Source organism: Streptococcus mitis, assembly GCF_047460035.1.
GTDB classification, from domain to species: Bacteria; Bacillota; Bacilli; order Lactobacillales; family Streptococcaceae; genus Streptococcus; species Streptococcus mitis_DW.
Map to the genome: position 1 here is coordinate 39506 of NZ_JASHHB010000004.1, position 11749 is coordinate 51254.

An 11749-nucleotide genomic window follows, 5' to 3' on the forward strand; every position below is an offset into this window, starting at 1 on the left:
AAGTATGTTTCAAGGTTTGAAACATTTTTAAACGAAACAAGAGCAAATTTTTAAAGGTGATTTTTCAAAGTAACTTCCATTTGCCTGACCGAAGTGGAAGTTAGTCTGAAATGGATTTTTATGATGGAATTAAGTATGAGATGTATGATTTTTTCAGAAAATTTTCTAAAACAAACAGGATTTGTTTGAAAATTCTGTAAAATGAATTATTATATCGTTAAAGGAGAATATATATGGAAAAACAGAAAACATTTTTTGGACATCCTATGGGCTTGTCCACCCTCTTCTTTACAGAGATGTGGGAACGCTTTTCTTACTATGGGATGCGAGCTATCCTACTTTACTATATGTACTATAGTGTGCAAGATGGTGGGTTGGGGATGGATAAGACCACGGCTGCATCGGTTATGGCGATTTATGGCTCGCTGGTATTTTTGTCCTCGGTTATCGGTGGTTTTGTCAGTGACCGTATTTTAGGAAGCCGTAAGACTGTCTTTTACGGTGGGATTCTGATTATGCTAGGGCATATTGCTTTGGCAACACCTTTTGGACAAGTGGCTCTCTATCTTTCTATTGCCTTGATTATCTTTGGAACTGGATTTTTAAAACCCAATATCTCAGATATGGTGGGGGGAATTTATGAGAAAGAGGATGATAGACGGGATGCAGGTTTTAGTATCTTTGTCTTTGGTATTAACTTAGGTGCCTTCGTTGCCCCTTATTTAGTAGGTTATCTAGGTCAGGAAGTTAATTTCCATCTAGGTTTCTCATTAGCTGCCATTGGGATGTTCTTTGGTTTGGTGAAGTATGTTTTAGATGGGAAGAAATATCTGCCTGAATCAAGTCTTTACCCCACTGATCCACTTTCACAGAAGGACCAGCAGACCTTGATTAAACGCTTGCTGATTACACTTGTCATGGTTATTCTGGTGGTTATAGGTTTAGTCTTTACTCACCAGTTTAACGTGGATATGATTGTTAATATCTTTACAGTGATTGCGGTAATCATTCCAATCTACTATTTCTTCAAAATTTTATCTAGTCAGAAAATAACTGCTACTGAGAGATCCCGAGTCTTTGCCTACATTCCTTTATTTATCGCTGGAGTACTCTTCTGGTCTATTGAGGAACAGGGTTCTGTTGTTCTCGCTCTATTTGCGGATGATCAAACTCAACTTTACTTTAATGTATTTGGGAATCAGATTCATTTTCCATCTAGCTTTTTCCAAAGTATCAATCCCCTTTTCATTATGATTTATGTGCCGATTTTTGCGTGGTTGTGGGGGAAAATGGGTAAAAAGCAACCATCCTCTGCTAAGAAATTTGCTTACGGTTTATTTGCTGCAGGTTTATCCTTCTTGTGGATGATGTTACCAGGGATGCTCTTTGGGACAGATGTTAAGGTCAGCCCTCTCTGGTTGCTTATGAGTTGGGCTATTGTGATTGTAGGGGAAATGCTGATTTCGCCGATTGGTCTATCAGTCACTACTAAGTTAGCACCAAAATCCTTCCAAGCACAAATGATGTCTATCTGGTTCTTGAGTAATGCAGCTGCCCAAGCTATCAATGCTCAAATTGTAAAATTTTATACAAGCGAAACTGAAGTTGCTTACTATGGAATTGTTGGAGGAATTACGATTGTATTCAGTATTATCTTACTCTTATACGTTCCGCGTATTGAAAAACTAATGTCTGGTATCAAATAGAGAAAAACTGGAATTTCTGTAGGGATTTTAAAAGTTAGATCAATTATTCATTCAAAGGATTTAGTTCTGTATTGTACAGGGCTAAGTCCTTTTAGTTTGATGAAAAGTCACGATGTTTCTGATGTTCCTAGTAGACATTTGTCCACTTTTTTTATATAATAAAACTAAACCAAAATGGTTGAGTTTTGAAAGTGTAAGTTCAACCATCGATTAGTCTTTCTAAGGGAGATGTTCTCCATTCAAGCATACAATAGGAGGTGAAGCATGTATCAACCAGAGAAACTCAAGGCTCGGAGGAAAGAGTTGAAACTGACACAGAAGGAAATTGCAGAGCAACTTGGGATTAGTTTTCAGGCTTATTCAGCCTGGGAACGTGGGATCAAGGAACCCTCCAAGGAGAAAGTTACTCAGTTAGAGAACATTTTAAAAGTAGCAAAAGGCTATTTCACTCAGATAGAGATTGTCCGTCTATATAATAGTCTCTCCAAGCAAGGGAAGGAGAAGGTTGTGCTCTATGCTCGCAACTTGGCTCAAGAGGAACAAGCCCAGAAGGTGGCGACCATGCCAGAGCGACTCTACGAGTATCGTGTCTACGAACGCATGTCAGCAGGTATTGGCGCTTCGGTCTACGATGATCAGAATTTTGATACGGTTTACTTTAATGAGGAGCTGGCCCATGATTTTGCGTCTTGGGTGTCTGGGGACTCAATGGAACCTAAATATCAAAATGGTTCAGTTGCTCTGATTCGAGAGACAGGGTTTGACTATGACGGGGCAGTTTATGCAGTGGTTTGCAACAACCAGACCTATATCAAACGGGTTTATCGAGAGGAAGATGGCCTGCGTCTGGTTTCGATCAATCCTAAATATAAGGACATTTTCATTTCCTATGAGGAAGATCCTCGGATTGTAGGTATTATTGTTGGGAATTTTGTGCCAATGGAGGGCTAGCCTATGGGCTACTTTGATTATTCCAGAGAGCCCAAAAGTGACATTGCCTTTGTCGATATGAAATCCTTTTATGCAAGTGTCGAGTGTGTGAAAAGGGGCTTGCATCCGCTGAAGACCTCGCTTTGTGTTATGAGTCGAGCGGATAATTCAACGGGTCTTATCCTAGCCTCCTCTCCCATGTTTAAGAAGATTTTTGGCAAGTCCAATGTTGGCCGGGCCTATGATCTGCCTTTTGATATCAAAACGCGCAAATTTTCCTATTACAATGCTCGAAAGCAAGGGTTGCCGACTGACTCGGATTATGTTCGTTACATCGAAGATTGGGCTCAAGTGACCTTGATTGTGCCACCCAGGATGGATGAGTACATCGCAGTCAATATGGAAATCCAGCGAATCTTTCAGAATTATGGCAGTCCAGATGATATTTATCCTTACTCTATCGATGAGGGCTTTATTGACCTGACTAGTTCACTTAATTATTTCATTTCGGACAAGAGTCTCTCTCGCAAAGACAAGCTGGATCTACTTTCTGCCCGTATTCAGAGGGATATTTGGAGGCAGACAGGAATCTACTCTACAGTAGGTATGTCCAATGCCAATCCCTTGCTGGCAAAGTTGGCTCTGGACAATGAGGCCAAGCACACTCCGACCATGAGGGCCAACTGGTCTTACAAGGATGTGGAAGAGAAAGTCTGGGCCATTCCCAAGATGACGGACTTTTGGGGGATTGGCAGGCGGATGGAGAAACGCTTGCATGCTCTGGGGATTTTTTCAATCAAAGAATTGGCCGCTAGTAATCCAGACCAGCTACAGAAAGTTCTCGGTCAGGCTGGCCTACGTTTGTGGTTTCATGCTAATGGGATTGATGAGAGCAATGTTCATAAGCCCTATAAAGCCAAGTCCCAAGGTTTGGGAAATTCTCAAATCCTACCTAGAGACTACGTGAAGCTACGGGATATTGAAATTATTCTCCGAGAAATGGCAGAGCAGGTGGCTATTAGACTGAGAAGGGCTGGCAAGAAAACAACCCTTGTCTCTATTTATGTTGGTTTCTCTAAAGAGGAGGTTAGGCCGTCTATTCACACACAAAGGAAGGTCGAACCGACCAATAATACAGCTGTTTTAACGGACTATGTTTTGAAGCTATTTCATAATAAATACACTTCTGGAGCGATCAGAAGTGTCGGAGTAAACTATTCAGGATTTGTGGATGAGTCCTTCGGCTTGATTTCTCTCTTTGATGATGTTGACAAGTTAGAAAAAGAAGAAAGACTCCAGACGGCTATTGACTCCATTCGGGAGGAATTTGGTTTCACTTCCCTTTTAAAAGCCAATGCACTGGAAGAAGCCTCTAGGAGCCTTGCCAGAAGCAAGCTGATTGGGGGCCATTCTGCTGGAGGATTAGATGGATTAAAATGATTGATCGTTCTTATTTACCCTTTCAATCCGCGCGAGATTATCAAGATCCAGGTATGCAGAAGTGGATGGGGTTTTACCTCTCAGAACACACCAGTTCGCTCAGTGAAGAAAAAAGCCGTGTTGATTTTTCGACAGATTTGACTCTAGATGAGAAACTACACTTGCTTTCCCAGCTTTATGTTGGCCAACTGAAGGGAAGTTTTGTGGTCAAGGAAAGGAAGCAGAAAGTCACTATCATCGGTAAGGTAAGAGAGTTATCCTTTAAATCATTATCTATTAGAACAAGCGATGGTTACAGGCAGATAGAGCTTGCAGATATCCTAGAAATTCGATTGTGGGAGGAGGGAGTTTATGACTAGAAAAGAGTTGTATGAAAACAAACTGCAGATGGATTATTTTTCAGATGACTATATTCGTTTTGAAGAGGATTTTCAAAAATACTCTGCTATGAATGTACCTCTGACTTTCCTGATTGATGATATCCTACGCACCATGGCCTTGAATCAGAAAAACTACTTTGTCTTAAACAAGGAAAATGCCAAGGATGGGCGGGAGCATCGCTTTTATTTTAGGGTAGTAACGGAAAAAGAGTGCCCCAGAAATCGAACCTATGCATATACTGGGGTTAAAAATAGTAGTCAGTAGTGAATTGTCTGTTGTAAATGTATCATTTTTATAACACTTCATGTTTCATATCATGGGGTGTTTTTTTATTTGAGTCACAGCCAATCAAAAAATCTCACTATTCATTAGGCTAAAGGAGACCTAATCATAGTGAGATTGTGAATTATAGTAGGGTTTGTATGCCCTCTTCAATTTGTTTTGGGTCTGTTTTTGAAGAGAATCGTTCAAATACCTGTCCATCTCGACCGATGAGAAACTTAGCGAAATTCCATTCGATTCGTTTTCCCAGTGGGCCAGATTTTTGTTCTTTCAACCAAACATAGAGAGGATCTGCTTCCTTACCGTTGACCTTGATCTTGGCAAAACGTGGGAAAGTGGTTTGATAGTGTAGGCTACAGAAGGCGTTGATTTCCTCTGCGCTGCCTGGTGCTTGTCCCATAAACTGATTGCAAGGGAAGTCTAAAATCTCAAAACCTTGTTCTTGATAGCAATCATAGAGTTCTTGAAGTCCTTGGTACTGGGGCGTTAAACCACATCCAGTAGCAGTGTTGACAACCAAGAGAACCTTACCACGATAGGTCTCTAGTGGAGTTTCTTGCTTGTCTTGGTTCAAGACTGAAAAATCGTATAGTGAAGTCATTGCTTGCTTTTCTCCTTCTGTTTGGTATTTTTAGGAGGTTTCTCCTCCTGTAGGGATAGAAATCCGTAGGTCAGAGTTCCAAAAATGCTACCGATAATCAGGCCATACATTAGGAAAGGACCACTTTTATCGAATTGCATGAGCAACTTCCCAAAATCTGAAAAGGACATCTGCTGAACGAAGACTTTATGAAAGATGAGTAAGGTAAAGAAGCCGATCTGAATACCGATAAACACAATCCAGCTTCGGAATTTGATTTGGGCTTTGCTGTAGGTCTTGAGGATGATTTCTGATTTGTCATCCTTTTCAAGATGAAGCTCTTGGACGGCTTTTTGAGCTTTTATACTCATGAACAAAATGAGTCCAAAATAGATGTAGGGCATAACATTTCGAACAATTTCTATAAAGCTTCCGAACAAAATATAGAATAGGAAGAGAATGAAGGAAGAGTAAAAGATTTGGATCATGGAACGGGCGCAAGCCTTGTAGATAACCTCTTGACGGCATTCATCAAAAGGCCCTTGGATATGAAAGAAATTTCGAAGTAGGCGAGTTGTTAAGTCTTCTTTTTTCATGGGTGATTTCTCCTAAATGAACGATGCTATTTTGTTTCTTTTACGAATTGATAGAGATAATAAAGATAAGTAATAGAAGAAAGGATAGCGATAGTTAGCAGAATATAATATTTCCAATTGATTGAAATGAGCGTCAGTTGTGGTAAGGATAGAATCATAAAGAATAGTGCTAAGTTGAGTATGCGCGTTTTTTGGGAGTCAATCTTTAGATAAGTCAATCCTTTGTTGAGTGCTGGAACAAAGACTGGAAGGAAGACTATATCGTAGATTGGCAAGTTCCCTGAAACGATGATGAAGATGAGCAGTGAAGCAAACAAAAGATGATAGGTAAGTAAAGTCACTAGTGATTTCATAGGGCACCTCCTAATCCTCATCTTGCTCTTCTTTAGTTTTTGCAATGCGACGGGAAATGAGGAACTGTATGCTTGCTCCGAAGAAGATAGAACCGAGAATGCTTGATACACCATTTCTTATAGTGAGAAGAGAATTAAAATAGTCCGGACTTTCACCTATGAGTATACTGAGAAGAGGAGTTATAAAAAACATCCATAGACCAAAGAACAAACCTGCTTTAAGACCTGGGTAGTATAGTTGCTGGCTTTCTTTCTCATTCAGCATATCTGGATCAATAGCTGTAATCCCTGTTTTTTTCATTTGGTAGGTGACATAGCCAGCAGCGATGAGGGCAATCACTAGAATCAGAGGAGGATAGATTAGAGCCACTTCTTGAGGGTATTTATAGGCCAGAAGGAGCGGAATAAGATTTCCGAAAATCATCAGATAAAAGAGGATGATAAAGACTTGATTGCCAATACGATCAGCCTCGCGTCGTTTGTGTTCGTCGAGAGGGCCAGAAATTCCGTATATTCGTTTGATGAGTTTTTCAGTGAAGGTTTCTTTTTTCATAAGTTTGCTCCTTTTTTAAAAATCTTCCTCCCAAAAGAGACTGTTGAGGTCAGTTTGGAGGCTGCGGGCGAGATTGAGACAGAGTTCCAGGGTTGGATTGTACTTGTCGTTTTCAATCATATTGATGGTTTGTCTCGAGACACCGATATCCTTGGCTAGCTCTAGCTGGGAAATGCCCAGTTCCTTGCGAAATTCTTTCACACGATTCATCTGTTCTCCTTTCTGATTTGTGTCGTATATATTTGACTACATTATATTCTTCTATGGAATGAATGTCAAGCATATTTGACATATTTCTTAAAGAAATCTTACTTTTTTTGACCTATTTGTCTGACTAGTGCAAGCTAGTCAGATTTGTGGTAAAATAGATAAGATATGACAAAAGAATTTCATCATGTAACGGTCTTACTCCACGAAACGATTGATATGCTCGACGTAAAGCCTGACGGTATCTACGTTGATGCGACTTTGGGTGGAGCGGGCCATAGCGAATATTTATTAAGTAAATTAAGTGAAAAAGGCCATCTCTATGCCTTTGACCAGGACCAGAATGCCATTGACAACGCGCAAAAACGCTTGGCTCCTTACATTGAAAAGGGAATGGTGACTTTTATCAAGGATAACTTCCGTCATTTACAGGCACGTTTGCGCGAAGCTGGTGTTCAGGAAATTGATGGAATTTGTTATGACTTAGGAGTGTCTAGTCCTCAGTTGGACCAGCGTGAGCGTGGTTTTTCTTATAAAAAGGATGCGCCACTGGACATGCGCATGAATCAGGATGCTAGTCTGACAGCCTATGAAGTGGTGAATCACTATGACTATCATGACTTGGTTCGTATTTTCTTCAAGTATGGTGAGGATAAATTCTCTAAACAGATTGCGCGTAAGATTGAACAAGCGCGTGAAGTCAAGCCAATCGAGACAACGACTGAGTTAGCAGAAATTATCAAGTCGGCCAAACCTGCCAAGGAGCTCAAGAAGAAGGGCCATCCTGCCAAGCAGATTTTCCAGGCTATTCGAATTGAAGTCAATGATGAACTGGGAGCGGCAGATGAATCCATCCAGCAGGCTATGGAGATGTTGGCTCTAGATGGTAGAATTTCAGTGATTACCTTCCATTCACTAGAAGACCGCTTGACCAAACAATTGTTCAAGGAAGCTTCAACTGTGGAAGTTCCCAAAGGTTTGCCTTTCATCCCAGATGATCTCAAGCCCAAGATGGAATTGGTATCCCGTAAGCCAATCTTGCCAAGTGCAGAAGAATTAGAAGCCAATAACCGCTCGCACTCAGCTAAGTTGCGTGTGGCCAGAAAAATTCACAAGTAAGAGGGAAAAATGGTAGATAAGAAAGAAACAACCAGTCAATTCTTGCAGAATCGTATAAAAAAATTCTCACGTGTGGAGAAGGCTTTTTATCTTTCCATCGCTTTTACGGCACTCGTTTTAGCAGTGAGCATTATCTTTATGCAGACACGACTCTTGCAAGTGCAAAGTGATTTGACAAAAATCAATGCGCAGATAGAGGAAAAGAAGACAGAGCTGGACGATGCCAAGCAGGAAGTGAATGAATTGATTCGTTCAGAGCGCTTGAAAGAAATTGCAGATAAAAAAGATTTGAAATTGAATAATGAAAACATCCGAACAGCGGAGTAAGATATGAAATGGACAGAAAAAATAACCCGATTTGCGGTAAAAAATCGTAAATCTCCAGCAGAAAACCGTAGGATAGTTGGCAAGTACCTCAGCTTTGTAGCTGTTGCCCTTTTCGGCCTCTTTTTGGCCAATTTTGCTTATATTATCGCAAAAGGTAATATATTTGGTACTGACTTGGTAAAAGAGGCTAAAAAGGTTCACCAAACCACTCGAACAGTTCCTGCCAAACGTGGGACTATCTATGACCGAAATGGAGTGCCTATTGCTGAAGATGCGACTTCCTATAACGTCTATGCTGTTATTGATAAAAAATACAAGTCAGCAACTGGAAAAATTCTTTATGTAGAGGATTCGCAGTTTAATAAGGTAGCTGAAGTCTTCCATAAGTATTTGGATATGGATGAAGCTTATGTGAAAGAGCAATTGGCTCAACCAAATCTGACCCAGGTTTCCTTTGGTGCAAAAGGAAATGGGATTACCTATGCCAATATGATGGCTATTAAAAAAGATTTGAAAGATGCTAGTGTGGAAGGAATAGACTTTACAACTAGCCCTAACAGAAGCTACCCAAATGGACAATTTGCTTCTAGTTTTATTGGGTTAGCCCAACTTCATGAAAATGAGGACGGCAGTAAGAGTTTATTAGGAACTTTTGGTCTGGAGAGTTCGTTAAATACCATTCTTGCTGGGACAGACGGTATTATTACCTATGAAAAAGACCGTGTAGGAAATATCGTACCAGGAACAGAACAGGTGTCGCAACAAACTGTGGATGGCAAGGATGTTTATACAACATTGTCTAGCCCGCTCCAATCTTTCATGGAAACTCAGATGGATGCCTTTCTAGAAAAAGTAAAAGGTAAGTATATGACCGCGACCTTGGTCAGTGCAAAGACCGGTGAAATCCTTGCTACCACCCAACGACCTACCTTTAATGCAGATACTAAGGATGGTATCACCAAAGACTTTGTTTGGCGTGATATTCTTTATCAAAGTAATTACGAACCAGGATCAGCCCTGAAGGTCATGACGCTAGCAGCTTCTATTGATAACAATACCTTCCCAGGTGGAGAATACTTCAATAGTAGTGAATTAAAAATAGCGGATGCGACAATTCGAGATTGGGATGTTAATGAAGGTTTGACGACTGGTGGGATGATGACTTTCTTACAAGGTTTCGCTCACTCCAGTAATGTTGGAATGAGTCTACTTGAACAAAAAATGGGAGATGCTACTTGGTTGGATTATCTAAACCGCTTTAAGTTTGGGGTTCCGACGCGTTTTGGTCTGACTGATGAGTATTCAGGTCAATTGCCTGCAGATAATATTGTTAATATTGCCATGAGTGCATTTGGTCAGGGGATTTCTGTAACGCAGACCCAGATGCTACGTGCTTTTACAGCCATTGCCAATGATGGCGTCATGCTAGAGCCTAAATTTATTACGGCCTTGTATGATCCAAATGATCAAACCGTTCGTAAATCTCAAAAAGAAATCGTAGGAAATCCCGTTTCGAAAGATGCAGCTAGCCAAACTCGTACTCACATGGTCTTGGTAGGAACGGATCCAGTTTATGGAACCATGCATAACCACAGTACAGGCAAGCCAACTATAACTGTTCCTGGTCAAAATGTAGCTCTCAAGTCTGGTACAGCCCAGATTGCCGATGAGAAAAATGGGGGTTACTTGGTTGGTACGACCAATTACATTTTTTCTGCTGTATCGATGAACCCTGCTGAAAATCCTGATTTTATCCTCTATGTGACGGTTCAACAGCCTGAGCATTATTCAGGTATTCAGTTGGGAGAATTTGCCACCCCAATCTTGGAGCGGGCTTCAGCTATGAAAGAATCTCTCAATCTTCAATCTCCAGCCAAGAATTTAGATAAAGTTACGACAGAGTCTTCTTATGCAATGCCTAGCATCAAGGATATTTCACCTGGTGAGTTGGCGGAAGCCTTACGCCGAAATATTGTGCAACCAATCGTTGTAGGTACTGGAACAAAGATTAAAGAGACTTCTGTAGAAGAAGGGACCAATCTTGCACCAAACCGACAAGTTCTCCTTTTATCGGATAAGGTAGAAGAAATTCCAGACATGTATGGCTGGAAAAAAGAAACTGCTGAGACCTTTGCTAAATGGTTGGATATCGAGCTGGAATTTGAAGGGTCAGGTTCTGTTGTACAGAAGCAAGATGTTCGGACTAATACAGCTATCAAAAACATTAAAAAAATTAAATTAACTTTAGGAGACTAATATGTTTATTTCCATCAGTGCTGGAATTGTGACATTTTTACTAACTTTAGTAGGAATTCCGGCCTTTATCCAATTTTATAGAAAGGCGCAAATTACAGGCCAGCAGATGCATGAGGATGTCAAACAGCACCAGGCAAAAGCTGGGACTCCTACAATGGGAGGTTTGGTTTTCTTAATTGCTTCTGTTTTAGTTGCCTTCTTTCTTGCCCTATTTAGTAACCAACTCAGCAATAATGTGGGAATGATTTTGTTCATCTTGGTTCTTTATGGTTTAATCGGATTTTTAGATGACTTCCTCAAGGTCTTCCGCAAAATCAATGAGGGGCTAAATCCCAAGCAGAAATTGGCTCTTCAGCTTCTAGGTGGTGTCATTTTTTACCTTTTCTATGAGCGCGGTGGCGATATGCTTTCAGTCTTTGGTTACCAAGTGCATCTAGGGATTTTCTATATTGTCTTCGCCCTTTTCTGGCTAGTTGGTTTTTCAAACGCAGTCAACTTGACAGACGGCATTGATGGTCTGGCTAGTATTTCAGTCGTGATTAGTTTGTCTGCATATGGAGTTATTGCCTATGTGCAAGGTCAGATGGATATTCTTCTGGTGATTCTAGCCATGATTGGTGGTTTGCTTGGTTTCTTCGTCTTTAACCATAAGCCTGCTAAGGTCTTTATGGGGGATGTGGGAAGTTTGGCTCTCGGTGGAATGTTGGCAGCTATCTCTATGGCTCTCCACCAAGAATGGACTCTCTTGATTATCGGAATTATTTATGTCTTTGAAACAACTTCAGTCATGATGCAAGTCGGCTATTTCAAACTGACTGGTGGTAAACGTATTTTCCGTATGACACCTGTCCATCACCATTTTGAGCTTGGAGGATTGTCTGGTAAAGGAAATCCTTGGAGCGAGTGGAAGGTTGACTTCTTCTTTTGGGGAGTAGGGCTTCTAGCAAGTCTCCTGACCCTAGCAATTTTATATTTGATGTAAGAATGGCACCCTGATGTTTCAGGGTGTTTTTACTTTT

14 protein-coding genes are annotated in these 11749 nt (G+C 40.7%); 9 read left to right on the top strand and 5 right to left on the bottom strand.

Annotated elements, in window-relative coordinates; translation table 11 throughout:
• Positions 1–296 precede the first annotated feature (296 nt).
• The 5 genes from QM956_RS04500 (at position 297) to QM956_RS04520 (ending at position 4721) form a co-directional block, all read left to right on the top strand.
• Complete coding sequence (locus QM956_RS04500) at positions 297–1706, top strand: peptide MFS transporter (protein ID WP_414302289.1); 1410 nt, start codon at positions 297–299, stop codon at positions 1704–1706.
• A 264-nt stretch (positions 1707–1970) separates the two neighbouring features.
• On the top strand, positions 1971–2657 hold the full coding sequence (locus QM956_RS04505; RefSeq protein ID WP_261020288.1) for an XRE family transcriptional regulator: 687 nt from the start codon (positions 1971–1973) through the stop codon (positions 2655–2657).
• A gap of 3 nt (positions 2658–2660) precedes the next feature.
• On the top strand, positions 2661–4076 hold the full coding sequence (locus QM956_RS04510) for a Y-family DNA polymerase (protein WP_261020289.1): 1416 nt from the start codon (positions 2661–2663) through the stop codon (positions 4074–4076).
• Positions 4073–4435 (top strand): hypothetical protein, encoded by a 363-nt coding sequence (locus QM956_RS04515; RefSeq protein WP_261020290.1) that lies wholly within the window; start codon positions 4073–4075, stop codon positions 4433–4435. Before QM956_RS04510 ends, QM956_RS04515 begins: the two co-directional genes overlap by 4 nt.
• Positions 4428–4721, top strand: a complete 294-nt coding sequence (locus tag QM956_RS04520; protein ID WP_261020292.1) for a DUF5960 family protein — start codon at positions 4428–4430, stop codon at positions 4719–4721. Before QM956_RS04515 ends, QM956_RS04520 begins: the two co-directional genes overlap by 8 nt.
• 142 nt (positions 4722–4863) lie before the next feature.
• On the opposite strand, the gene QM956_RS04525 is transcribed toward QM956_RS04520, so the two are convergent.
• From QM956_RS04525 to QM956_RS04545, 5 genes are read right to left on the bottom strand one after another with little or no spacing between them, the layout of a single operon-like run.
• Positions 4864–5340 carry a glutathione peroxidase gene (locus tag QM956_RS04525; protein WP_414302264.1) on the bottom strand — a complete coding sequence of 159 codons (477 nt, stop codon included), beginning with the start codon at positions 5338–5340 and terminating at the stop codon, positions 4864–4866.
• The gene (locus tag QM956_RS04530; protein WP_414302265.1) at positions 5337–5915 is read right to left on the bottom strand and encodes a DUF3278 domain-containing protein; all 579 of its coding nucleotides are present in this window, start codon (positions 5913–5915) and stop codon (positions 5337–5339) included. The genes QM956_RS04525 and QM956_RS04530 overlap by 4 nt, the downstream gene beginning before the upstream one ends.
• Positions 5916–5941: 26 nt before the next feature.
• Complete coding sequence (locus tag QM956_RS04535) at positions 5942–6268, bottom strand: hypothetical protein (protein ID WP_153199615.1); 327 nt, start codon at positions 6266–6268, stop codon at positions 5942–5944.
• A 10-nt stretch (positions 6269–6278) separates the two neighbouring features.
• Complete coding sequence (locus QM956_RS04540; protein ID WP_229294498.1) at positions 6279–6821, bottom strand: DUF3278 domain-containing protein; 543 nt, start codon at positions 6819–6821, stop codon at positions 6279–6281.
• Between the two features lie 15 nt (positions 6822–6836).
• Positions 6837–7031, bottom strand: a complete 195-nt coding sequence (locus QM956_RS04545; RefSeq protein WP_001082472.1) for a helix-turn-helix transcriptional regulator — start codon at positions 7029–7031, stop codon at positions 6837–6839.
• Positions 7032–7196: 165 nt separating this feature from the next.
• Here QM956_RS04545 and rsmH point away from each other — a divergent pair, with 165 nt between their 5' ends.
• The 4 genes from rsmH to mraY are packed head-to-tail and all read left to right on the top strand — an operon-like array spanning position 7197 to position 11712.
• Positions 7197–8147 carry a 16S rRNA (cytosine(1402)-N(4))-methyltransferase RsmH gene (rsmH, locus tag QM956_RS04550; protein ID WP_000159402.1) on the top strand — a complete coding sequence of 317 codons (951 nt, stop codon included), beginning with the start codon at positions 7197–7199 and terminating at the stop codon, positions 8145–8147.
• Between the two features lie 9 nt (positions 8148–8156).
• Positions 8157–8474 (top strand): cell division protein FtsL, encoded by a 318-nt coding sequence (gene ftsL, locus QM956_RS04555; protein WP_000227824.1) that lies wholly within the window; start codon positions 8157–8159, stop codon positions 8472–8474.
• A gap of 3 nt (positions 8475–8477) precedes the next feature.
• Positions 8478–10730 (top strand): penicillin-binding protein PBP2X, encoded by a 2253-nt coding sequence (gene pbp2x / locus QM956_RS04560; RefSeq protein WP_414302266.1) that lies wholly within the window; start codon positions 8478–8480, stop codon positions 10728–10730.
• A 1-nt stretch (position 10731) separates the two neighbouring features.
• Positions 10732–11712, top strand: a complete 981-nt coding sequence (gene mraY / locus QM956_RS04565) for a phospho-N-acetylmuramoyl-pentapeptide-transferase (protein ID WP_070528730.1) — start codon at positions 10732–10734, stop codon at positions 11710–11712.
• The last annotated feature ends 37 nt before the right edge of the window (positions 11713–11749 follow it).